This is a genomic window from Candidatus Benthicola sp. (genome assembly GCF_058719085.1).
Window position 1 is genome coordinate 1 of sequence record NZ_JBZQEK010000037.1, and the last position, 24,091, is coordinate 24,091.

The 24,091-nt window shown below is 68.7% G+C and carries 20 protein-coding genes; 18 read left to right on the top strand and 2 right to left on the bottom strand.

What is annotated here, in order from left to right; translation table 11 throughout:
* Both AC36XV_RS02930 and AC36XV_RS02935 read left to right on the top strand, forming a co-directional pair.
* The coding region (locus AC36XV_RS02930; protein WP_492202177.1) for a T9SS type B sorting domain-containing protein at positions 1-492 on the top strand (492 nt) is incomplete at its 5' end.
* Positions 493-653: 161 nt separating this feature from the next.
* On the top strand, positions 654-2,195 hold the full coding sequence (locus tag AC36XV_RS02935; RefSeq protein ID WP_492202178.1) for a M20/M25/M40 family metallo-hydrolase: 1,542 nt from the start codon (positions 654-656) through the stop codon (positions 2,193-2,195).
* A 91-nt stretch (positions 2,196-2,286) separates the two neighbouring features.
* Here AC36XV_RS02935 and AC36XV_RS02940 read toward each other — a convergent pair whose 3' ends face one another.
* On the bottom strand, positions 2,287-4,059 hold the full coding sequence (locus AC36XV_RS02940; protein WP_492202179.1) for an NFACT RNA binding domain-containing protein: 1,773 nt from the start codon (positions 4,057-4,059) through the stop codon (positions 2,287-2,289).
* A gap of 175 nt (positions 4,060-4,234) precedes the next feature.
* Between AC36XV_RS02940 and AC36XV_RS02945 the strand changes: the two genes are divergently transcribed.
* Both AC36XV_RS02945 and AC36XV_RS02950 read left to right on the top strand, forming a co-directional pair.
* A complete protein-coding gene (locus AC36XV_RS02945) occupies positions 4,235-4,798 on the top strand; it encodes an HD domain-containing protein (protein ID WP_492202180.1) in 564 nt (187 codons plus the stop codon).
* A complete protein-coding gene (locus AC36XV_RS02950; protein WP_492202181.1) occupies positions 4,795-5,253 on the top strand; it encodes a LytR C-terminal domain-containing protein in 459 nt (152 codons plus the stop codon). Before AC36XV_RS02945 ends, AC36XV_RS02950 begins: the two co-directional genes overlap by 4 nt.
* On the opposite strand, the gene rlmN is transcribed toward AC36XV_RS02950, so the two are convergent.
* Complete coding sequence (rlmN, locus tag AC36XV_RS02955) at positions 5,250-6,356, bottom strand: dual-specificity RNA methyltransferase RlmN (RefSeq protein ID WP_492202182.1); 1,107 nt, start codon at positions 6,354-6,356, stop codon at positions 5,250-5,252. The genes AC36XV_RS02950 and rlmN overlap by 4 nt on opposite strands.
* Before the next feature lie 100 nt (positions 6,357-6,456).
* Between rlmN and AC36XV_RS02960 the strand changes: the two genes are divergently transcribed.
* The 14 genes from AC36XV_RS02960 (at position 6,457) to AC36XV_RS03025 (ending at position 24,070) form a co-directional block, all read left to right on the top strand.
* Entirely contained in the window at positions 6,457-6,981 is a 525-nt protein-coding gene (locus AC36XV_RS02960; protein ID WP_492202183.1) for a PTS sugar transporter subunit IIA, read from the top strand.
* Positions 6,978-7,397 (top strand): VanZ family protein, encoded by a 420-nt coding sequence (locus AC36XV_RS02965; protein ID WP_492202184.1) that lies wholly within the window; start codon positions 6,978-6,980, stop codon positions 7,395-7,397. Before AC36XV_RS02960 ends, AC36XV_RS02965 begins: the two co-directional genes overlap by 4 nt.
* A 16-nt stretch (positions 7,398-7,413) precedes the next feature.
* Positions 7,414-9,264: an aspartate--tRNA ligase gene (aspS, locus tag AC36XV_RS02970; RefSeq protein WP_492202185.1), complete on the top strand. Its 1,851-nt coding sequence runs from the start codon at positions 7,414-7,416 to the stop codon at positions 9,262-9,264.
* Positions 9,257-10,270, top strand: a complete 1,014-nt coding sequence (locus tag AC36XV_RS02975; protein ID WP_492202186.1) for a PhoH family protein — start codon at positions 9,257-9,259, stop codon at positions 10,268-10,270. Before aspS ends, AC36XV_RS02975 begins: the two co-directional genes overlap by 8 nt.
* Positions 10,267-12,618: an HD family phosphohydrolase gene (locus tag AC36XV_RS02980; protein ID WP_492202187.1), complete on the top strand. Its 2,352-nt coding sequence runs from the start codon at positions 10,267-10,269 to the stop codon at positions 12,616-12,618. Before AC36XV_RS02975 ends, AC36XV_RS02980 begins: the two co-directional genes overlap by 4 nt.
* 12 nt (positions 12,619-12,630) lie before the next feature.
* Positions 12,631-13,068, top strand: coding sequence for an rRNA maturation RNase YbeY (gene ybeY, locus AC36XV_RS02985; protein WP_492202188.1), 438 nt, complete (start codon positions 12,631-12,633; stop codon positions 13,066-13,068).
* 53 nt (positions 13,069-13,121) lie between these two features.
* Positions 13,122-13,748 (top strand): DUF502 domain-containing protein, encoded by a 627-nt coding sequence (locus tag AC36XV_RS02990; protein WP_492202189.1) that lies wholly within the window; start codon positions 13,122-13,124, stop codon positions 13,746-13,748.
* Positions 13,745-15,106: a magnesium transporter gene (gene mgtE / locus AC36XV_RS02995; protein ID WP_492202190.1), complete on the top strand. Its 1,362-nt coding sequence runs from the start codon at positions 13,745-13,747 to the stop codon at positions 15,104-15,106. Before AC36XV_RS02990 ends, mgtE begins: the two co-directional genes overlap by 4 nt.
* Before the next feature lie 302 nt (positions 15,107-15,408).
* Entirely contained in the window at positions 15,409-17,457 is a 2,049-nt protein-coding gene (locus AC36XV_RS03000) for a hypothetical protein (RefSeq protein WP_492202191.1), read from the top strand.
* Positions 17,458-17,575: 118 nt separating this feature from the next.
* Entirely contained in the window at positions 17,576-18,688 is a 1,113-nt protein-coding gene (gene meaB, locus AC36XV_RS03005) for a methylmalonyl Co-A mutase-associated GTPase MeaB (protein WP_492202192.1), read from the top strand.
* Positions 18,689-18,855: 167 nt separating this feature from the next.
* Positions 18,856-20,580, top strand: coding sequence for an acyl-CoA mutase large subunit family protein (locus AC36XV_RS03010; protein WP_492202193.1), 1,725 nt, complete (start codon positions 18,856-18,858; stop codon positions 20,578-20,580).
* Positions 20,581-20,667: 87 nt separating this feature from the next.
* Complete coding sequence (locus tag AC36XV_RS03015; protein ID WP_492202194.1) at positions 20,668-21,087, top strand: cobalamin B12-binding domain-containing protein; 420 nt, start codon at positions 20,668-20,670, stop codon at positions 21,085-21,087.
* Positions 21,087-22,697, top strand: coding sequence for an acyl-CoA carboxylase subunit beta (locus AC36XV_RS03020; protein ID WP_492202195.1), 1,611 nt, complete (start codon positions 21,087-21,089; stop codon positions 22,695-22,697). Before AC36XV_RS03015 ends, AC36XV_RS03020 begins: the two co-directional genes overlap by 1 nt.
* Positions 22,697-24,070: an acyclic terpene utilization AtuA family protein gene (locus AC36XV_RS03025; RefSeq protein ID WP_492202196.1), complete on the top strand. Its 1,374-nt coding sequence runs from the start codon at positions 22,697-22,699 to the stop codon at positions 24,068-24,070. Before AC36XV_RS03020 ends, AC36XV_RS03025 begins: the two co-directional genes overlap by 1 nt.
* The last annotated feature ends 21 nt before the right edge of the window (positions 24,071-24,091 follow it).

Here is a 24,091-nt window from a genome sequence, read left to right on the forward strand (position 1 = left end):
AGTCTCCCCGGCTTTCTGACGGCCACCGATCGGGCGGCCCTGCTCAGCATCGGGCCGTTCGATCTGGCCGCCGGTGAATCCCGCGTCGTCCGCTTCTGGCTCGTGGTCGCTCCGACGGAAGCGGCGGGGGTGGCCCGCCTGGAGGCGCTCCGGGATGAGCCGATCGGACCCCCGACGCCCGAGGAGCGGTTCGAGATCGATCCGCCGTATCCGAATCCACTGCAGACGGGGTCGGGGCGGGTGATGGACTTCCCCTACCGGGTGCCGGACGCGGCCCGGGAGGAGGGACGGACCCTGGTGTTCGAGATCTACGACGTGGCGGGACGCCGTCTCGTGCAGGAAACGCACGTGCTGTCCCCCGGCGGCGATCTGCCGAGAGTGACCTGGGATGGCCGGCTCGGCGGTGGTCTGGAGGCGGCTTCGGGGGCTTACCTGTACGTGTTCCGCCTGGATGACGAGACCCGGTCCGGCCGGCTCTTCGTGGTTCACTGAGCCCGTGCGCGGCCGACGATAAACGTTTTCGCCCGGCCGGGCATTCTTGAACCCAGAAGCTCGAACTCACGAGGCAGGGCGGGCCACCGCTCTGTGCTCCGGATCCGGCGGGCTGGCCGGCCGGCAGCCGCACTACACACACCGCATGATGGAGGCAGGCCGTGAACCGAAACAGGGTGCGCATGTTGATGGCGGTTGCCGCGTTGGTGGCCGTCGCGCCCGAGGCGTCCGCTCAGGTGGCACAGGAAGCCGTCGACATGAGCGTCGTCGAGGCGATCCGTGCCGAGGGACTCGAACAGTCGCAGATCGAGGAGCTGGCTGGATATCTGACCGACGTCATCGGGCCGAGGCTCACGAACTCCCCGGGGATGATGCGGGCGAACGAGTGGACGGCGGAGACGCTGGAGTCGTGGGGACTCACGAACGTCGAGATCGAGCCGTGGGGCGAGTTCGGCCGTGGGTGGGAGCGCGTGTCGTACAGCGGCCGCATCCTTACTCCGTACGTACAGCCGCTCGTCGCACAGCCTTCCGGCTGGACGGGAAGCACGCCCGGCGTGGTGACCGGTCCGGCGGTGATCGTCGAGGCGGACTCGGTGGCCGATCTGGAACCGTACCGGGGTAAGCTGGCGGGCGCCTGGATTCTGTCCCGACCTCCGGTCGAGATGAGCCCGGACTGGGAGCCCAGTCCGCTCCGAACGCCGCTCGAGGAACTGCTGTCTCCGCCGGAAGAGCGAGAAGGCCGCCCGCAGATGACCGAGGAAGAGCGGGCCCGGCGCATCGCGGAGTGGCGTCGCCGTGCGCAGATGCGGGAGGCGGTCGACGAGTTCCTGATGGACGAGGGCATCGCGGGACTCCTCGTCCCCTCGTCGCGCGAGTACACGCTCGTGAGGGGCGGGGGCAGTCGCGCGGGCCGCGACCCGGGCAACCCCGAGCCGCCTCCGGAGCTGGTCGTGGCGGGCGAGCAGTACAACCAGATGTATCGCAACATCCAGAGGGGGATCCCCGTCGAGCTGGAGATCGAGGTCCAGAACCGGTTCTTCTCGGAGGACCTGCAGGGCTACAACACGCTGGGTGACATCGAAGGCTCCGACCTGGCGGACGAGTTCGTGATGATCGGGGCCCACCTCGACTCGTGGCACTACGGCACGGGAGCGACGGACGATGGCGCAGGCTCCGTGGTGATGATGGAAGCCATGCGGATTCTCAAGGCTCTCGACCTGCAGCCTCGACGCACGATCCGGATCGCGCTGTGGTCCGGTGAAGAGCAGGGACTGCTGGGCTCGCGCGGCTGGGTCGAGATCCACCCGGAGCTCCACGCTCAGATATCCGCGTACCTCAACGTCGACAATGGCACCGGGCGCGTGCGCGGCATCTGGGATCAGAGCAACGCGGCCGCGATTCCCGTGTTCGAGCAGATCCTGTGGCCGTTCCGGGACCTCGGCGTCGTGGCCGTCAAGCACGGCAACACCGGGGGCACGGACCACCTCGCGTTCGACGCGGCCGGGATTCCCGGGTTCAACTTCATTCAGGATCCGATCGAGTACGGCACGTTCACGCATCACACGGCGGCCGACACGTTCGAGCGCCTGATGCTGGATGACCTCAAGCAGGCAGCGGTCGTCGTCGCGGCCACGGCGTACCATCTGGCCATGCGCGACGACATGATGCCGCGCAAGCCGAGCGAGACGCCGACGACGGACTGAGGGGTAGCGATACCCGGCGTTTCGCGGTCGGACACGGGGTCCGTCATCCACGGGGTGGCGGACCCCGTCGCGTACGGGCGGTCGACTTCGTTCAGTCGCCCACCGACAGGCGAGCGGCCACCGTCGCGTCCGGTTCCACGAAGAGGGTGGAGACGCGCTCCGGGACGACGGCGCCGGCCGGGGCCTTACGCGGTTTGCGCACGTACTTCCGACGGGTCCAGTCGACCGCGACCACCCCGCTGTGTCGCGCCTCGCTGTTCAGCGCCGCCAGGACCGCCGCCTCGGTGAGATCGCCGGGCGGGGGGTTCTGATCCCGCCGGTCCCAGCGAAGGATCACGTGTGCACCCGCCGCCTGCCTCGCGTGCAGCCAGATGTCGTCCGGTGACGCGTGGTGAAACGTCAGCTCGTCGTTCGCGCGTGACGACCGCCCCACCCGGATCTCCCGTCCGTTCGAGGATCGGTACGACCGGTACGGGAGATCGAGCGCCGCCGGGCGGCCGCGAGACGGCGATCCGGTGGCTTCCCGCCCTCCGACGAGGCTCCACAGGGCCTCCGACGGACCGGCCGTCTTCAGCGTCTCCAGTGCCCGCTCGAGATCCCGGATCCGCTCCTCCGTGTCCCGGAGGCGCTGCGGTATCTGCTTCGCCGCCCGCTCCCTGCGGCCGGCACGATCGTAGAGGCGCTCGGCGTTCCGGATCGCGTCGAGCCGTGGGTCGAGCGCGATGCGCACCTCCCGTCCGTCGAATCCCATCAGCGATACGGAGGCAGCGCCGCGGGGAACCTCGTCTTTCCGGGCGAGGAGGAGATTCGCCAGGTCTCTGATCTCCGCCGCCGGATCGCCTTCGAGCTGGCGCTGCAGCGCGGCCCGGCGTCGCCGCAGGCGGCGCATGCGCCTCCGAATCTCGTGCTCGAGCCTTCCCGCTTCCTCGGCGTCGCCGCCGTCCTCGGTCGCACGGGTCCGCGGCAGGTCGCCACGAGCCCACACCTTCGCGCGGTCGGCGGCCGTCCGCATGGCGTCCAGCAGGGAGTCGCAGCGAACGGCCCCCTCCCGGATCTCGGCCACGTACGGTTGAAGACCGTCGCCGGCCGGCAGAAGCCATGCCCCGGGCTCCGATGCCCTGAGCTTGCGATACCGTGCGTGGGCCGCGGCCAGGTCCGAAGCGTCACGGCTCCTGGCCGCATCGCCGAGAATCCAGTCCGCGTTGAGCGAGCTCGTCCATGCGACCGAGCGCAGCAGAAGCCGGCGCCGCTCCCCGGGAGGCGGGCCGGCCAGCTTCTCATCCCAGCCGGCGGACTCGGGCAGGGTTTCGGCCCAGTCTCGAGCTCCCGAGGGCCGCGAGTACGTTCGGCCGCGCTGGAGCGCCCGTCCGCCCGCGGACCGCGGCCACAGAACCTCCTCGATCCTGCCATCGGCGCCTCGGGTGAGGATCACGTTCCACTGATTCGTGTGCAGCTCCACGAACAGGCGGTAGACAGGCGGTCGCCCGGGTTGCCGGCCCATGCCGCCGCCGGCCAGCTCGAGCACCAGGAGCCGCTCGTCCGGAGGTGCATCGACAGCGGTCAGAAACAGCCGGCGGAATCGGACGTGCCGCGGCTGGCCCTCGTCGACCCGGGGCTCCCCCTCGAGCCAGACGATGAAGCCGCGCGCGGGGTGCAGCAGCAGACCGAGCGAGCTCCGTTCCGGTTCCACTCGCACCGCACGGGCGTCCGAAGTGGCTCGGGGGTCCGGACCGGAGGCGAACCGCAGCCACGCTTCCCGCTCCGCCGGCAGGAGGAGCAACGAGTCCACGCGCCGGCCGACGAGGCGGCGTCTGATCTCCTGGGCGATTCCCGCCGTCAGCAGCGGATCGTACCGGATGGTCAAGAGTTGATTTCTTCCGTTTCGGGATCCACCGGGCCGTGCGCCGATCCTGTTCCACCGCCCGACGTTGTTGCTCCCGGCTGAGTTGAATATCTATCTGTACGCGCAGGAAGTCGCGACCCGTCGACCGGAGACGGATCGGGGTCGCCAAGGCGCCCTTCATGCACGGAGTTCCAGGATGCACCCGGTCGTCGAGCGGGCAGGAAGAAACGCAGAGTTACCGTCGTGGGCCCGATGCCGGGATGGGCGCCGGGAGCACGGGATACGCGTCGGCGACCTGATGTCCGGGTGGGCTGCCCGGCTGGGCCGCTCGGACGACGAGCGGGTCCGCTGGCGGGCGACGGGGGTGCTGCACGACGCCCTCAAGGACGCTCCCGAGACCGAGCTCCGGGGGCTCGCGGGAGAGGAGTGGCCGGCTCCGGTCCTCCACGCCCCTGCATGCGCGGCTCGCCTCAGCTCCGACGGAGTCGCGGACCGGTCGCTCCTCGACGCCATCCGTTACCATCCGGTCGGTCACCCGGACCTGGATGAGCTGGGTGAGTACCTGATCCTGGCGGATTACCTGGAGCCGGGGCGGATCGGCGAGGACCGCGATCGTGCCGAGCTCCGGAGCGACCTGCCGGAGGCGCGCGTCTCCGTTCTCAAGCACGTGCTCCGGGGCAGAATCGAGCGCCTCCTGGAGCGCGATCGAAGCCTGATGCAATGCACGGTGGATATGTGGAACCGGGTGGTGGCCCCGTGATCGGCCGCGCTCAGACGGCGCTCCTGGTGGTGGTCCTTGTGGGTGTCGGAGTGCTCCTCGGGTCCTTTCTCATCGAGTGGCGCGGCAGGGAACTGGTGGTTCCCGAGGGGGACCGAGCGTTCGGCGGAACGCCCTCCACGCTGTCGGCCGATCCGTACGGGCGGCGGGTCGCCGTCGAAGTGTTGAACGGGGCAGGAGATCCGGGCGCGGCCTCCCGCGTCACGCGGGCGCTCCGGGATGCGGGGTACGACGTGAAGACCTACGGAAACGCCCCGACCTTCGACTACGAGAGGACGGTGGTGATCGACCGCTCCGGGGTCGCCGGGGCTGCCCGCTCGGTGGCCGATGCGCTCGGCGTGACCGAGATCGTCTCGGAGCCCCGACCCTCTCTCTTCGTGGACGCGACCATCATCCTCGGGCTGGACTGGAAGACCCGCCTCGAGGGCATCCGCTAGTCTGCCGCCTCCCCGACCTCCGGCTCCGCCGCTCGGTCGGCCTCGCGCTCCAGCCTCAGCTGTCCGCAGGCGGCGGCGATGTCCCGGCCCCGGGGTCGGCGCACGGCGGCCTCGACGCCGCGCATCTCGAGGACGCGGACGAACGCCGCGATCCGCTCCCGCGTGCTGGGACGCCACGCGCGCCCGGGGATCGGATTGTACGGGATCAGGTTGACGAAGGCGTCCATGCCCAGGAGGAGGTCCGCGAGCGACTCCGCCAGCTCGGGAGCATCGTTGACCTCTCGAATCAGCGTGTACTCGAAGGTGATCCTCCGACCCCGGACGGCCTGGTACTCGCGGAGCGCCGCGAACAGATCGGGAATCGGGTAGCGTCGCTCGACCGGAACCAGCTTTTCCCGAAGCTCGTGCACCGGGGCGTGCAACGAGACGGCCAGCCGGAAGGGCTCGGGACGGGCGGCGAGCGCGAGGATTCCGGGGATCAGCCCGACCGTGCTGACGGTGATGCGCCGCGCCCCGAAGTCGAAGGCGCCGTGAAGCACCGACAGGGAGACGAGAACGGCGTCGAGGTTCGCCATCGGTTCGCCCATGCCCATGTAGACGACGTTGTCCAGACCGCGCCCGAACCGGGCCCTGGCGATGAGCTCGGAGTCCCTGAACTGGGCGACGATCTCTCCGGGCTGCAGCTGTCTGCGAAAGCCGAAGTCGCCGGTGGCGCAGAACCGGCACCCGAGGGCGCAGCCTGCCTGTGAGGACAGGCAGAGGGTGACCCTGTCTCCGGTCGGTATGAGAACGGATTCGACCTGTTCGCCGTCTTCCAGTCTCCACAGGTGCTTGACCGTGCCGTCGTCGGATCGCGCCTCGAAGGCCATCTCCAGCGGGGAAATCGAGAATCGCTCCGCCAGCCTCGGCCGCAGGTCGGCCGGCAGGTCCGTCATCTCCTCGAACGTCGTCGCGTACTTGCGGTGCAGCCACGCGGAGACCTGGCGTGCCCGGAATTCAGGCTCGCCCCAGTCGCGAAGCGCAGGTCCGAGGACCGTGTCCCATTCCCCGGGCGGGACGCCCAGAAGGTCCGTCCGCCGGGTGCCTGCCGTTGGATCGTTCATCAGGACGAGGATCCGCGACCCGGTCGCACCGCGCAAGGTCCAACTTGCTGCCCCTCCGGGGCGCCGGTATCTTAGCGGCCGCGAAGTCGAGGGTGCCGGCATGCGCCTTCGCCAGGTCTTCCGCCTCCGGAGCTCGGCCACGAGTACCCGCTCTCCAGGCCCGCCCACGAAGCTTTCCTCGCACCTGACCGAGGACCGGATCAAGGTGCCGCTGGATTCCACGAACAAGGACGGAATCCTCGAGGAGTTGTGCGCGCTGCTGTCGCGCGTGGGCGGTGTGGAGGATCGTGCCGGGGAGATCCTCGGGGCCGTGCGAACGCGCGAGGCGGTGCTGAGCACGGGCGTGGGAGGCGGAATCGCGCTGCCGCACGGGAAATGTGCGGCTCTCGACCGGCTTGAGATCGTCGCCGGCACAACCCGCGAGCCCGTCGACTTCGATTCCGTCGACGATTCCCCGGTCCGGCTCATCGTGCTGATGGCAGGACCGCCGTCCGCCGCGGGCCATCACGTGAAGACGCTCGCCCAGATCAGCCGGACGCTGCGGGACGAGGGACTGCGCGATCGACTGGTCGCTGCGGCCGATGCAGCGGAATTCCTCGATCTGATCGAGGAATCGGAGGATTGACGAGCGTCCGTTCGTGGAAGGGATCCTGGCGGCTTGTGGTCGCCTGGGCGATCGTGATCCTGATCGCCACCACGGTTCCGTCCACCGATCTGACGGAGCGGTTGTCCCTGCCCGGGCTCGACAAGGTGGTGCACGGCGGCCTGTACTTCGTGCTCGGCTGGCTGGTCGCGGCGGCGCTTTGTGCGACGGCCCGGCGGACGACGTTCGCCTTCGTCGTGGGGCTGGCCGGACTTGCGACGTTCGCCGCGCTGGACGAAGTCCACCAGCTGTGGGTTCCCGGTCGGGTGACGAGCGTCGGGGACTGGACGGCGGACCTGGTGGGCGCGACCCTCGGGCTCGCCGCGGGTATGCTGGTGTGGCGAGCCCTCGAAGAGAATGGGGCGCCCGCTGGCTCGAGACAGGAGGAGAAACACTGAGACGCGGGGTGAGATGGTGAGCTCGGGGAAGGGAAGCACGATCGACCGGGACGCCTTCCGGGGCACGCCGGAAGCGACGCGCTACCGGGACCTCGGCTGCGGTCTGGTGGACCGGAGCTGGGCCGGACGGGACGTCCATCTGGCCGGCTGGGTCCATCGCAGACGGGACACGGGAGGCGTCAAGTTCCTCCTCCTCAGGGATCGCACCGGGCTGATTCAGCTGGCGTTCGAGCCCGGGCACACTCCGCCCGAAGTGATCGAGCAGGCGAGCGGCCTGAACCCGGAGGACGTGCTGCGGGTGCGCGGGGAGGTGGCGGCCCGGCCTTCGGAGGCGGTGAATCCGGAGATGCCTACCGGGGAAGTGGAAGTACGGGTGCGCGAGATGGAGGTGCTCGCTTCGTCCGAGCCACTGCCCATCCTGGTGGCGATCCCACCGGGGGAGGAACTTCCCTCCGAGGAGCTCCGGCTCCGACATCGCGTGCTCGATCTTCGGCGGCCCGAGCTCCAGGCGAATTTCGTTATCCGGCATCTCGCCACGAACGCGGCTCGAGCCTCGCTGTCTCGACAGGGCTTCCTGGAGGTGGAGACGCCGTTCCTTACTCGCCGGACACCGGAGGGAGCGCGCGATTACCTGGTACCCAGTCGGATCCATCGCGGCGAGTTCTACGCGCTGCCTCAGTCGCCGCAGCTGTACAAACAGTTGCTCATGGTGGCGGGATTCGACCGGTACTTCCAGATCGCCCGTTGTCTGAGGGACGAAGACCTGCGCGCGGACCGCCAGCCCGAGTTCACCCAGATCGATGTCGAAATGGCGTTCGTCGCGGAGGACGACGTGTTTGCCGCCTGCGAGCGCATGCTGCAGGACATGTTCCTGGCGACCCTCGACCGGGAGCTGCCGCTCCCGTTTCTGCGCATGACCTGGGCCGAGGCGATGGAGTCCTATGGGACCGACAAGCCGGATCTGCGCATCGAATGGCGAATCCACGATTTTTCGACCGTTCTCGGCGGCCGGGGATTCGGCATCGTGGACGGCGCCATCGCGGACGGTGGACGGGTCCGGGGCGTGGTCGTACCGGGTGGTGCGGGTCTGTCGCGTTCCCGACTGGATGCCATGAACGGGGTCGCCCGATCGGCGGGTGCCCGTGGAGCGCTGTGGCTGAAGTGCGCGGAGGACGGTTTTTCGGGACCGGCCGCCCGGGCCGTGGACGAACAGGCCGCAGGAACGCTGCGGGAGGAGCACGGGATGCAGCCCGGGGATCTGCTCGTGCTCGTGGCCGGGCCGGACTCCGAGAGCTCTCCCGCCCTCGGCGCGCTTCGGCGTGAGCTGGCCGCGGAGCTGGGGGCGATTCAGGAGGGCGAGCGCTGGCTGTGGGTCACCGATTTCCCCCTGTTCGAGCCGGACCCGGAGACCGGAGCGCCCACGGCGAGCCACCACCCGTTTACCATGCCCGTGGATGCCACACCGGAGGACGTTCTTGCGGATCCGTTCGCCGTGCGGTCGAGAGCGTACGACCTGGTTCTCAACGGGTGGGAGCTGGCCAGCGGCAGCATCCGGTGCCACCAGCCCGACCTGCAGAGAGCCATTCTCGAGGTGCTCGGCATGACTCCGTCGGAAGTGGACGAGCGCTTCGGCTTCCTGCTGGAGGCGTTCCGATACGGTGTTCCGCCCCACGGGGGGTTCGCGCTCGGGCTGGATCGGCTCGTGGCGCTGATGGTGGGAGTCTCCTCCCTCCGGGACGTCATCGCGTTTCCGAAGACGACCGCGGCTCGGGGCTTGATGGAGGGCGCACCGTCGACGGTGGACGGAGACCTGCTGGAGGAGCTGGGCATCGCCCTGCTCGAAGAACGGGGTGAGGCCGATGGCTGATGCGGGAGCGAGGGGCGGGGCCGGGTCGGTCGATGCCCCGGTCATCCAGCACCGTCTCTCGGCCGAGGGAGCGGATCAGCTCCTCCTCGCCGGCGTCAACGACGTGCACCTGAAGGCGCTCGCGCGGCTCGGGGACCTCCGGGTGATCCTGCGCAGCGACCAGCTGATTCTGTCGGGCGACCTGGCGGACGTCGAGCGCTGCACCCCCGTCGCGCAGCGGATGATCCGGATGGCGCAGCTTCGACGGTCCTTCGACCTCGCCGACGTGGAACGCTTCTTCGCGGAGGCCGAGCGCGAGCCCCTGACCCCCTCGCCGGAGGCGGACGAGGAGGTCGTCGCACTTCCGGGAGCACGTAAGGTCATTAGACCTAAGTCGCAGGGACAAAAAGAATATCTGTCGGCTATCCGGAAGAACGACATCGTGGTGGGCATCGGTCCGGCCGGGACGGGGAAGACCTATCTGGGCGTGGCCGCGGCGGTCGACGCCCTCGTCCGAAAGCGGGTCCGTCGCATCATCCTCACCCGGCCGGCCGTGGAGGCGGGGGAGGCGCTCGGCTTTCTGCCCGGCGACATCAGGGACAAGGTCGATCCCTACCTGCGTCCGCTGTACGATGCACTGGAGGACATGCTTCCGTCGGACCGGATGCGCCGGGCGATCGAGGATCACACCATCGAGGTGGCGCCACTGGCGTACATGAGAGGCCGCACCCTTTCCGACGCGTTCCTGATTCTCGACGAGGCCCAGAATGCCACCACGGCACAGATGAAGATGTTTCTCACGCGCCTCGGTCTGAATTCTCGTACGGTCATCACGGGCGACAAGACCCAGATCGACCTGCCCCGGCCCGAGGAATCGGGCCTGCTGGAGATCGAGCGTATCCTACGGTCGGTCGAGGGGATCGACTTCGTGTACCTGAGCGAGTCCGACGTGGTGCGACACCGGCTGGTGAAGGAGATCATCCGCGCCTACGCCGAGCACGACAGCGAGAGAGAAGGGACGTCGTGAGCGCCGCCCGGTTCCGCGAAACGTGGCGCGATGCGGCCCGTGCCATCGATCGAAAGCCGGGCGCCGGCTGGCGAGATCAGCTGTTTCACCATGGCTTCCGGATCCTGATCGTGGTCCTGATCGCCGTGACCGTTCCGCTTCTGTTCCGCGGACACGCGCTTCCCGAGACGGTCAACGTCCAGGAGGGGGCCGTAGCGACCGAGGACGTGATCGCGGACTTCGAGTTCACCGTGCCGAAGCCGGCAGCGCAGCTGGCCCGGGAACGGGAGGACGCGGAGCGGACGGTGCTTCCCGTGTATATCCTCGACGTGGCGGCGACAGACAGCGCGCTGGCGAATGTCGAGCGCTTCTTCGCCGGGGCGGACTCCGTCTTCCGGAGCTCGGCGGAAGGTGGCGACCGTTCGGCCGCACGCGCCTATCTCGCCTCCTATGGACTCACGGTCACGGACGAGCAGCTGGAGTACTTCGCCGATCCGGCCCGGCGCGCCGCGCTCCGGAGCTCGATCGAGACGGCCTTCCGGACCCTTCTCCCGGCCGGCGTGGCGGCCTCGGTCGATCTCGGCGGCAGCTCGGCGAGCGTAGTGACCGTGAGAGGGGAGACCGATCGGCTCGTTCCGAGGGACAGCATTACGACCCTGAACGAGTTCACGGACGACGCTCTGATCTTCGCGCCGCAGGACGCCTCCCTGGACGGATTCCAGATCTACGGGAGCCTCCTGATCCGTTTCCGGAAGCCGACGCTGATCCCGGACGATCTGGCCACCCGCACGGCGCGCGAACAGGCGCGTGCCGCCGTGGACACGGTGTCGGACGTCATCCTCGAGGGCGAGCGCATTCTGACGGCGCACGAGCGGGTGGGCAGTCGCGACCTTCATCGGCTCGGTGCCTACAACGCGGAGCTCGAGCGGCGGGGACTGGCGGGAAGCACGGGCCGTCGTCTCGCCGGCCTCGGATCGGTGCTGTACACGGGTATTCTCATCTCACTGCTCGCGACCGTGCTGCAGCTCTTCCGGCCTTCGATCTATCGGGACGTGCGGGCGTATTCGATCGTGATGGGCCTGGTGGCCGCCGTCATGGTCTCCGGAAGCCTGCTCCAACCGGCCGGGTACCCATCGGAGCTGATTCCCATCGCCCTGCTCGCCCTGCTGGTAGGCGCCCTGTACGACGGTCTCATCGCCTTCGTGGCCGTGGCGGTCGTCTCGATCGTGGTCGGCGGGCAGATCGTACTGCTCGGAGAATCGGTGTTCGCGCTCGCCGCCGTCAGCGTTCCGTTCAAGATGATCGCGGCCGGCGGCGCGGGGGCCCTCGGAATCCGGAGAGTACGGCGGCGCAGCCACAGCTGGGTGCTGATCGCCCTGATTACGGGAGGCTACTTCGTCTCCGGGCTGGCCGTGGTTCTCCTGCGATCGCTGCCGGCGCGCGAGATCCTCCTCGCCTTCTTCTGGGGTGGCGTGAGCGCGACGCTCTGCACCGTTCTCGCGGTGGCGGCGCTCATTCCGGCGCTCGAGAAGTTGACCGGAGTGAGCACGGACCAGACGCTGCTGGAGCTCAGCGATCTCAACGCGCCGCTGCTTCGGGAACTGTCTCGCGAGGCGCCGGGCACGTACGCGCACTCGATCAACGTGGCCAACCTCGCCGAGGCGGCGTGCATCGAGATCGGCGCGAACCCGCTCCTCGTGCGGGCCGGCGTTTACTACCACGACATCGGGAAGATGGCGAACCCGCAGTTCTTCGTGGAGAACCAGCCTCGCGGCCGGAATCCACACGATCGTCTCGCCCCGCGCCGCAGCGCCACGATCATTCGTGATCACGTCAAGGACGGACTCCGGCTCGCCTCGGAACACCGGCTTCCGCGCGTCATCCGGGACTTCATCCGTGAGCATCATGGCACGACGATGATCTCGTTCTTCCTGGACAAGGCCCGGGAGCTGGACCCGGAGGCAGACCTCGATCCGTCGGATTTCGCGTACCCCGGACCGAAGCCTCAGACTCGCGAGACGGCCGTCGTCATGCTTGCCGACTGCGTCGAGTCGGCGACACGGGTTCTTCAGGACCCGACTCCCGATCGGATTCGAGCCACCATCGACCAGCTCGTGAACGCCCGCATCGCCGAGAACCAGCTGGACCAGTGCCCGCTGACCCTTCGAGACCTCGAGATCGTGAAGGCCGAGTTCGCCCGCGTCCTCATCGGCATGTATCACCGCCGGATCGAGTATCCGTCGGGAATTCACGCCACTCTCGCCCCCGCCGGGGGGAGCGAGGCCGGCGGCGATGGTGGGAATGGAGGCGACCCCGGAGGCAACGGGGCCGGGGACGGGGAAGCCGGAAGCGCCCCGGCCTCCGCGTAGGCGCTGACCGCCGTGCCCCCGATCCTCCACTTCAACCGGCTCGAACGGTGGCCCGAGCTTCTCGCGCGGGAGGGGGAGCTCAGGCGGGCCGCGCTGGCTGCCCTCGCGGCCACGGGCGACGTGGCGGGGGAAGTCTCGTACACCTTCGTGTCGCGCGGCGAGATCCGTGAACTGAACCGGGTGTACCTCGATCGTGACGGCGAGACGGACGTGATCGCCTTCGAGCTTGGCGAGGAGGGCGATTTGCTCGGGGACGTCTACATCGCTCCGGACGTGGCGGCCGACTTCGCCGCCGAGCATCGACAGGAACTCGGGCGGGAAGTGGCCAGGCTGGTCGTTCACGGCTCGCTGCACGTCCTCGGTCTCGATCATCCCGAGGGTCCGGAGCGGGAGCGCTCGCCGATGTTCCGCCTGCAGGAGGAGTTGCTTCGATCCCTGACCAGCGGCTAGCCTGACGGGGCGGGATCGACGCGGAGTTCCTCACCTCACCCGGGGCGGTGGCCATGCAGAGCTTCCCACAGCGGCTCAGGCGTTACCTGGTGACCGGGCTCATCGTGACGGCGCCGATCGGGGTCACCGTGTACGTCCTGTCCTGGCTGTTCGTGCGGCTGGACCCCATCCTCGGTCGGTACCTCCCCACCGTGGCCGGGCGGGAGCCGCGGGGCCTCGGGGTCGTGGCCCTGCTGCTGCTCCTGATCGTAGTCGGGTGGGCGTCCCAGAAGGCCCTCGGGCGCCGAGCCCTGAGCGCGTGGAACCGGCTGGCGAACCGGGTGCCGGTGGCCCGGCGGCTGTATAACGCGTCGGCCCAGGTGTTCGAGGCGGTGCTCGCCAGGGAGCAGAAGCTCTTCCGGCACTGCGCCCTCATCGAGTATCCTTCTCCCGGTTGTCACACCCTGGTGTTCGAGACCGCGGAGGCGACCCCGGAGATGGAAGCCGCGATCGGAGAGCCGGCGGTCGCCGTGTTCCTTCCGACCGTGCCGAACCCGGCGTCCGGGTACCTGCTGTATCTGCCGAGCCATCGCGTGCACCGGCTCGACATGACGGTGGAAGACGGGTTCAAGATGATCTTCTCCGCCGGTATGGCCATTCCGGATCCGGCGGGTCCGACGAACCCTGCCAGCGAGCGATGAGCGAAAAGACCGACCATATGGAGCAGGTGCTGAGCCAGGTGCTCGGGCTTCTCGAGGCCGCCGACGAGGAAGGCCTCCGGGAGCTTCTCGAGGCGGTGCACGCGAGCGACCTCGCGGATCTCGTCGAGCACCTGGAGGACGAGGATCGTCTCGCCCTTCTCGAGCAGATGCCCTCCGACCTGGCGGCCGACACCCTGGCGGAGATGGAGGATGTCGAGCGGCCCGCGGAGCTCCTTCTTCAGCTGGAGCCGGAGCGGGCCGCCGAGATCGTCCACGAGATGGCGGATGACGATGCCGCCGACCTGATCGGGGTCCTCGAGCCGGCCCAGCAGGCCCAGGTGCTCGCCGCCGTGGCGGACGAGGAAGCGGCCGATATCGAGGAGCTTCTCACCTACCCCGAGGAGTCGGCCGGCGGAATCATGACCCGGGAAGTCCTCTCGGTGTCCAGCCGCATGACCGCCGCAGAGGCGATCGCGGAGATCCGACGACAGGCGGACGAGGATTTCGACTTCTACACGATCTTCGTGGTCGCCCCGGACGGCACCTTCCGGGGCGTGGTGGCCTTGAGGGACCTGGTGATCGCCGATCCCGACACTCCGATCGAGGAGATCGCCCGCGATCCGGTGGCCGTCGTTAGCGTGGACGCCGACCAGGAGGAGGTCGGAAAGACCCTGTCCCGCTACAACCTGGCCTCCATCGGCGTGGTGGACCCGCTCGGGCGCCTCGTCGGCCGTATCACCTTCGACGATGTGATCGACGTGGTGGAGGCGGAGGCGACGGAGGACATTTTCCGCTTCGCGAACGTTTCGGACGAGGAGGAGGTGCGCGGCGGCACCCTCGATGCGATTCGCAGCCGTCTGCCCTGGCTGTTCGTGAACCTCGTCACCGCCTCCGTCGGTGCCACGGTGGTGTGGAAGTTCCAGGGAACGATCGAGGCGATCGTGGCCCTCGCGGTGGCGATGCCGATCATCGCCGGCCTCGGAGGCAACTCGGGCCAGCAGGCGCTCGCCGTGACCATCCGGCGGATCGCGCTGTCGGACGAGACACCGAAGGAGCGCTGGAGTGTGGTTCGCAAAGAGCTCACCGTGGGTCTGGTGAACGGTCTGGTGATTGGTTGCGTGGCCGCGGTGGCCGGCCACTTCCTGCTCGCCTCGGGAGCCCTGTTCGGTGTCGTCGTGCTGTTCTCCCTGTGGGGAAACCTGGTGATCGGGTCCTTCGCCGGCGCCTTCATTCCCACCTTCCTGGAGAGCATCGGCGTGGATCCGGCCGCGGCGTCCACCGTGTTCCTCACGGCGCTCACCGACACGTCGGGCTTCTTCCTGCTTCTGAGTCTGGCGAGCGCCATACTGCTGCCCTGAACGGGGCGAGGACGGCGGCGCCCCCCGGCCGTGCAAAATTCCCACGAATGCCGGATGCGTTGCACCATCAGCGGGTTGCGCGATCGCCGATCGACGTCCGGCGGCCAGGATGAACCGCGGAAGGGAACGGGCGGGAACCCGCGAATCCCTCGCGTGTTCTAGCCCGCCGATCCGGGTGGACGGGCGTTTCTCGGCCCCGGGCCGGTGACGGCACCGATATTGCCCGAAGGATAGCCGGAATTCGTGCGTCCATGGGCCAGGAAGGCCAGGCGCCCCTACGAGATTCATGGAGTGATGAAGTCATGACGAGAGTGCGCTCGGCGGCACTGGCCCTGCTCGCATCCGTGGCCGTGGCCGCGTGCGGAGACGACAATCCCACCGACCCGGTGACGACGCTCACGCTGAGTATCGTCAGTGGGAACAACCAGGTCGCTCCGGTGAGCACGGCGCTCGCTGCGCCGCTCACCGTGGAACTGGAGAACCAGGACGGAGATCCGGTGAGCGGGCGGACGGTGTCGTGGGAGCTGGTGGCCTCCGCCGGACCGAACGCGACTCTCAGCGCTTCGAGCACGACGACGAGCTCCGCCGGGACGGCTTCCGTCTCGTTTACCGTCGGCGACGTGGCGGGCAGCTACCAGGTGCGCGCGTCGGTCGGGAGCTCCTCGGTCACCTTCGAAGCGCTGGCCACACAGGCCGGGCCCGAGTGCACGCCCGACTCCGAAGCGCCCCTGGTGGACCTGGCGCCGGGAGAGTCCCGGGTGGTGACCGGAGCCGACCTCGCCTGCGTGCGGTTGCCCGCGCACGCGACCGCCGCGTCCTATGAAGTGGTGGTGACGCCGGTTCCCGATGTGCTCGCGTTCAACAGCGTCACGCTCCGGGTGCAGGGAGGGGCGGCGCCGCCGCCGTCTCCCGCCGTCGTGCCGACGACGCGGGCATCCCTGGCCGCGGTCCAGGAGCCCGGTGCGGTCTCACGTGACCTGCAGTATGAGCTGGATCGTCACCTGAGAGACCGGGAGCGGCCGGACCTGCCCTTCGTCCGGGCACGGGCCTCGCGACCCGCCTTCGGCCTCATGGAGGTCCCGACGGTGGGCGACCAGAGGGACTTCCGCTTCTCCTGCATCGACACGGATTCACGCTTCTCCGAGTCGCCGGACACGATCACGGCGGAGGTAGTCCTCGTGAGCGACAAGGCGGTGATCTGGGAGGACGTGACGGCACCGGGCGTCTTCGACGCGGCCACCTATGCCGAGATCGCGGCCACCTTCGACACCGTGATCTACGCCGCCGACACGACCTACTTCGGCGCCCCGGGAGACATCGACGCCAATGGCCGGATCTCGCTCCTGTACACCCCGGCCGTGAACGGTCTGACCAACCAGTTGCAGGGCAGCTACAGCAACAGCTTCATCGCCGGCTTCTTCTGTTCGGCCGACCTGTTCGGGTCGAACCACAATCAGTCGGAGATGTTCTATCTCGTCGTTCCGGACCCGACGGGAGAGTACGTGGACGATTCCAGCTCTCTGCCCGAATCGGTCGTCCGGCTTCAGACCGACAACACGATCGCCCACGAGTTTCAGCACATGATCAACGCCCAGACGGGGAGCGGGGCGACGGACGAGGTGTGGATCAACGAGGGCCTCTCGCACCTGGCGGAGGAGGTCGCCGGCCACCGTTCCACCGGATTCACGCCCGGCTCGGAACTGGGCTCGGCGGAGCTTCTCGCTTCGCAGAATCTCGAGAGCTTCTTCAAGTACTACGTGGGCAACTTCACCAACCTGCGGATCTACCTGGAAGCGCCCGAAGACACGGCGGCGCTCCTCAACTCCGAGGATCCGCTCGAGTACGAGAACGGCACCGCGCGCATGCGCGGCGCCAGCTGGAGCTTCCTGCGCTACCTGCTCGATCGGTTCGCCTCGCCGGGCGATGAATGGCAGAAGACGCGGCAGCTGATCACGGACGGGTCGATCACGAGCTCACGCCAGGCGGTGAGCAACGTGTTCGGAACGGACTTCGAAGACCTGGTGGCCGACTGGAGCGCCATGTTCGCGATCGAGGACCGGGACGACCTCGATGGCACGCCGGACGCGAAGCTCACCCTGCCTTCATACCGCCTGATCGACATCTACGAGTCGAGTCAGAGCGCGGGCTTCGCCTATCCGCTCTCGTACCTCGCCCGCAGCCTCGGCTTCAGCAGCACCGTGGCGACGGACCTGTTCACCGCGACCGCCCGGTACGTCCGCCTGGCGGCGCCGGCGGCGAGCGGCGCCACGAGCCTGCGGCTCGAGACCCCGGCCGGGGGCGACCTTCCGGCCGCATGGCGAACGCGGATGGTGATCGTTCGCACGAAGTGATCCCGGCGGGCCGTGAGGCCGCCGGGTTCCACGAACCCCAGGACCACGGCCGTCCCGGAGCTCCCGGGGCGGCCGTGTCTTCTTGCAGCCGGCGATCCCGAGCGGCAGTTTCGCACGAATGAGCCCATCCGAGCACGTTCCCGGCCTCACCGAGTCGGCCCGGCGCCTGGTGGAGAACTTCCGCGAAGGCGATCCGCGATCGCTGGCGCGCTGCATCTCCCGGGTGGAGAACCAGTCCGTCGGGTTCGAGGACCTGCTGGTCGAGCTCCACGACGGCGTGGGCCGGGCCCGGCGCGTGGGCCTTACCGGACCGCCGGGGGCCGGAAAGTCCACGCTCACCGCGGCGCTCGCCCGGCACCTGAGAGACCGGGGAAGCACGGTCGGGATCGTGGCCGTCGATCCAAGCAGCCCGTTCACCGGAGGAGCCCTGCTGGGCGACCGGGTGCGGATGGACGACCTGGTGACGGAGCCCGGCATCTTCATCCGGTCGATGGCGAGCCGGGGTTCTCGCGGCGGTCTCGCGACGACGACCCGTGAAGCCGCCGATCTGATGGACGCGTTCGGGTTCGACCACATCCTCCTCGAGACCGTGGGCGTCGGCCAGTCGGAGCTGGAGATCGCCACCAACGCCGACACGACCGTCGTCGTGCTCGTGCCGGAGTCGGGAGACGGGATCCAGGCGATGAAGGCGGGCCTGATGGAGGTGGCCGACCTGTTCGTCGTCAACAAGGCGGATCGCCCCGGCGCCGATCGACTGAAGAAGGAGATCGAGGTCGTGCAGGCCATACGAAGGGGCAGTCCGGCCGCCGCGGCACCGGCCCACCACGGGGTCGACCTGTCGGCCCTGCGTCCCGCGAGTCCCGGCGGACCCGGGCCTGGCACGGAACCCGTACCCCCCGAAGCGGCCGAATGGGAGGCTCCGGTGCTCAAGTGCGTCGCGTCGGCGAGCGAGGGCATCGAGGAGCTCGGGGCAGCTCTCGATGCCCATTTCGAATGGCTCGAGGCCACCGGGATGTTGGCCGAGCAGCGCCGCCTGGCGGCCCTGCAGCACGCTCGCCGCGTGCTCGAGCGATCCGTTCAGCGGGAGGCCGCTGCCGTGTGGACGGACTGGGTCGAAGGACGGCGGGCCGCCGGCAGGCCTCTGGAGGCATCCCCGTACGAGATCGCCCGGACCCTGGCTCAACGAATCCGGTCGGGAGAGACGGGAGCAGACGTCGCTGAACCCCGCTGAGGCCGGGCGACTGGAACGGGCCCGAGGCGGGCGCGTATATTGGCGGGCGACCCGCAAAGACACGTGGACACGGTCCGCTGCCGCGGTCGGGTGCCTCGGCACCGGCCCGGCCTCCCCCGCTGCGCCCCGACGTCCCAGGCCAGAGGCGCCATGAGGAAGGAACGCACATGAGTCACGTCATAGATCGTCACGCCCGCGACGGAGTGGATCTCGAGAGAGAGGTCGAGCGCAGGCGGCGCGAGCTGGCCGAGCTCGAAGCGAGGCTGGCCGCCTGGGTGGAGGCGACGTCCGACACTCCGGTGCGGCGGGATACCGATTTCACGACGGTGTCCGGAGAACCGATACGGGCGCTCTATACCCCGATGGACACGGCGGACGACGACTACCTCGCCGACGTCGGTCTCCCGGGTGAGTACCCGTTCACCCGCGGACCGTACGCCACCATGTACCGGACCCGCCTGTGGACGAAGCGTCTGTTCTCGGGGTTCGCGACTGCGGAGGAGACGAACGAGCGCTACAAGTTCCTCCTCGAGCGCGGGACGACGGGGCTGTCCGTGGCCTTCGACTTCCCGACTCTGATGGGTTACGACTCGGACGATCCTCTCTCCGAGGGCGAGGTCGGGAAGTGCGGCGTCGCGATCTCCAGCCTCGCGGACATGGAGACCCTGTTCGACGGGATCCCGCTCGATCGAGTGTCGGTCTCCATGACGATCAACGGACCGGCGATCATGCTGTACTGCTTCCTGCTGGCGGCGGCGGAGAAGCAGGGCGTTCCCTTCTCGAAGGTCACCGGGACGATCCAGAACGACATTCTCAAGGAGTACCAGGCCCAGCACGCCTGGATCTATCCGCCGAAGCCGGCCCTCAAGATCATCACGGACATCTTCGAGTGGTCGAGCCTTCACGCGCCGAAGTTCAACACGATCTCCATCTCCGGGTACCATATCCGGGAGGCCGGCGCGACGGCCGTGGAGGAGCTCGCCTTCACGCTGAAGAACGGTTTCACCTACGTGGAGGAGGGGATCGCCCGCGGACTCGACGTCGACGAGTTCGCTCCCCGGCTTTCCTTCTTCTGGGACGTGCACAACGACTTCTTCGAGGAGGTGGCGAAGTTCCGGGCGGGCCGGAGGATCTGGGCCCGCCACATGCGCGAGGTGTACGGAGCGAAGCGGCCCGAGAGCTGGCGGCTCCGGACGCACGCGCAGACCGCGGGCGTCACCCTGACCGCTCAGCAGCCTCACAACAACATCGTCCGCGTCGCCTACCAGGCCCTGGCGGCCGTCCTCGGCGGTACCCAATCGCTGCACACCAACGCGATGGACGAGACCCTCGCCCTTCCGACCGAACATGCGGTGCGGATCGCGCTGCGCACCCAGCAGATCCTCGCGTTCGAGACCGGCGTGCCGAACACGATCGACCCGCTCGCGGGCTCCTATTTCGTCGAGAGCCTCACGGACGAGCTCGAACGGCAGGCGGAAGAGATCTTCGCCGAGATCGACGACCTCGGGGGCGTGGTGGCGGGCATCGAGTCGGGGTACTTCCAGGCGCGCATCGCACGATCGGCCCGGCGCTTCCAGGACGAGGTGGAGGCGGGCCACCGCCTCATCGTCGGGGTCAACGCGTTCGAAGAGGCGGACGAGGAAGAGATCGAGATCCTCAAGATCGGCGAGGCCGCCGGCGAGGCCCAGTCCCGTCGGCTCGCGGCGCTCCGCCAGCGTCGAGACGACAGGGAGGTGGAGCGGGCTCTCGGCGCTCTGACCGAGGCGGCGCGCGGCGACGAGAACCTGATGCCGCCGATGCTGGATGCGGTGCGGGCCTACGCGACGCTGGGCGAGATCCGGGACGCACTCGAGCGCGTGTACGGTCGGTTCCAGGAGCCCGTGGCCTTTTGACGCGGACTCCTGCCGGATACCTTTGAGGGCGCCGCGGCGGGCGAAGGTCGGCCGCCGCCCAGCGTTTCCATCCGGAGCGATTCCGCCATGGCAGAAAAGAAGATCCGCGTGCTGGTCGCCAAGCCGGGGCTCGACGGTCACGATCGCGGTGCGAAGGTGATCGCCGCGTCGCTGCGCGATGCGGGGATGGAGGTCATCTACACGGGGCTCCATCAGACTCCCGAGAAGATCGCGGCGACGGGCCTTCAGGAGGACGTCGACGTGGTGGCCCTCTCGATCCTCTCGGGTGCCCACATGACGCTTTTTCCCAGGGTTCAACGGCTGCTGCACGAGAACGGCATGGACGATGTGCTGATCACGGGCGGCGGCATCATCCCGCAGGAAGACGTCGAGGCCCTTCAGGCCATGGGCATCGGTCGTCTCTTCGGACCCGGCACGGCGACGGGGGACGCGGCCGCCTACATCCGGGAGTGGTACGAGGAGCACCGAGCGGACGACGAGGCCTGATGGCCGAGTCCTCCCGCATGCGCGACCTGGTCGACGAAGTCCGCGCCCTCGAGGAGCGACTCCGACAGGGCGGCGGCGACCGACGCATCGAGCGTCAGCACGCCCAGGGAAAGCTCACCGCTCGCGAGCGCATTGATCGTCTGATCGACCCCGGTGGAGGCTTCCTGGAGATCGGCCTCCTCCTGGCTCACGACCAGTACGACGGCCAGGCGCCCGGGGTCGGGGTGGTGACCGGTATCGGCGAGGTGTGCGGGCGCCCGGTGGTCATCGTGGCGAACGATGCGACGGTCAAGGCGGGCAGCTGGTGGCCGGAGACGATTCCCAAGAAGCTGCGGGCCCAGGAGATCGCCATGCGGTGCCGGGTGCCGATCGTGTATCTGGTGGATTCCGCCGGCATCAACCTGCCCTACCAGGGTGGTGTCTTTCCCGGCAAGTACGGGGCGAGCCGGCTCTTCTACTACAATTCGATCATGCGACACTACCTGGACGTGCCGCAGATCTCCGCAGTGATGGGCCCGTGCATCGCGGGCGGCGCGTACCTGCCCGCCCTTTCCGACGTGATCGTCATGGTGGACGGAACCAGCTTCATGGGACTCGGCGGTCCTAACCTGGTGAAAGGCGCGACCGGGCAGGACGTCGAGGCGGAGCTTCTCGGTGGGGCCGCCACGCACAACCAGTTGAGCGGAGTGGCGCACTACGAGGTTCCCGATGACGAATCGTGCATCGAGAAGGTCCGCGAGATCGTCGGGGATCTGCCTCCGGCGCGGCTTCCGGCTCCGGTCGACGAGCCGCGCGATCCGGTCAGGCCCGCGGAAGAAGCCTACGACCTCATGCCCGAAGACCACCGTCAGCCATACCCGGTCGAGGCGATCCTGGAGACGTTCCTGGATGCCGGTCGGTTCGACGAGTTTCAGGCGGGCTACGCGCCGGAGATGCTCACGGCCGTGGCCCGCCTGGGGGGACGCCGGGTGGGGGTGATCGCCAACCGGCGCGGCATGTTCAAGGACCCGAAAGGGGGCGCGCCGAAGTTCGGTGGGATCATCTACGCGGACAGCGCCGAGAAGACCGCCTACTTCATGGACATGTGCGACCGGCACAGGATCCCCCTCCTGTATGTCCAGGACGTGAGCGGCTTCATGGTGGGCACGGAGGCCGAGCACTCGGGCATCATTCGGGCCGGCGCCCGCATGGTCGAGGCGATGTCCGTCGCTCGCGTCCCGAAGCTGGTGCTCACCACCGGACACGCGAGTGGGGCCGGCTACTACGCGATGGCAGGCCAGGGGTTCGACCCGGATTTCATCTTCACCTGGCCCACCGGCCGCATGGGCGTGATGGAGGGTGAGTCCGCGGTGCGGGCCGTGTACGGGCCGAAGATGGACCGGGCCCGGGAAGAGGGCGTCCCTCTCGACCCGGAAACGGAGGCTGCCATGCAGGCTACCCGGGCCGAGTACGAGCGGAATCTCGATGCACGCTATGCGGCCGCCCGGGGCTACGTGGACGCCATCATTACCCCGGAGGAGACGCGGGACGTCCTGGACCTGGCCCTGCGCACGGCGCTCGAGAACCCGGGACCCCACATCGGCCCGTTCACCCTTCCGGGCTGGGCGTGATGGGCGAGCGCGTGGTGCGGGTGGCTTCGGGCCAGGGCTTCTGGGGAGACTGGCAGGAGGCCCCGAAGCTCCAGGTAAGGGAAGGGCCGATCGACTACCTGATGCTCGACTACCTGGCCGAGATCACCATGTCGATCATGCAGAAGCAGCGGGTCAAGGACCCGTCGTCCGGGTACGCGCGCGATTTCGTGTCCCTCATCCGCGAGCTGGCGCCCGAGCTGGTCGATGGAGGCGTTCGCGTCGTCACGAACGCCGGGGGTGTGAACCCGGAGGCATGTCGGGATGCGCTCGAGGAGGCGCTGTCGGGGGCGGGAGCGGGTCGGCCGCTGCGGATCGCCATCGTCACGGGCGATGACCTGATGGGGCGCCTCGACGAGCTCCTCGAGAGCGGCCACGACCTCCGCAACATGGAGACGGGAGCTCCGCTCTCCGAGGTACGGGACCGGGTCTACAGCGCCAACGCCTACATAGGTATGGAGCCGATCCTCGAGGCGCTTCGGCGGGAAGCGGACATCGTGGTGACCGGCCGTTCGACGGACACGGCGCTCACCTACGGTCCGCTCGCATACGAGTTCGGCTGGGCCCGCGACGATTGGAACCGGCTGGCCGCTGGTGTGGTGGCCGGGCACATCAACGAGTGCGGCGCGCAGGCGGCCGGGGGCAATACCCTGTTCGACTGGCGGACGGCGGATCTGGCCGTGCCCGGATATCCGATCATCGAGGCGAGCGCGGACGGCAGCTTCGTGGTGACGAAGCACGCGGGTCTGGGCGGCCGCGTGACCTGGGCCACGGTGACCGAGCAGCTCGTGTACGAGATGGGGGATCCGGCCGACTACATCACGCCGGACTGCGTGGCGGACTTCGGTACCGTACGGGTGACGGACCTGGGAGGGGACCGCGTGCGGGTGCACGGAGTGTCCGGGGGGCCGCGGACCGGGTCGCTGAAGGTCTCGATCGCGTACCACGCCGGGTACAAGGCCACCGGCAGCCTGACGTACGCGGGCCCCGACGCGCTTGCCAAGGCGCGACGCGCGGACGCGATCCTCCGGGCGAGGTTGGACCGGGCCAATCTGGCTTTCGACGAGGTTCGCACGGAGTTCGTAGGGGCCGGCGCCTGTCTGGGGCTGGAGCCGGGGCCGGAGGCCGAGGCGCTGCCGGAGGTCGGGCTTCGGGTCGGAGTCCGGGGCCCGGAGCGGGCATCGGTCGAGGCCTTCACCAGGGAGATCGCGCCCCTCATCCTGGCCGGACCTCCTTCGGTGACCGGTTTCGCCGGCGGCCGACCGCGCGTCCAGGAGGTGATGGCCTACTGGCCGGCCCTGATCGATCGCCAGGTCGTGGAAGATCAGCTCCGGGTGGAGGTGAGCCATGGGTGAGTCGAGCCGGGCGGCCCGCCC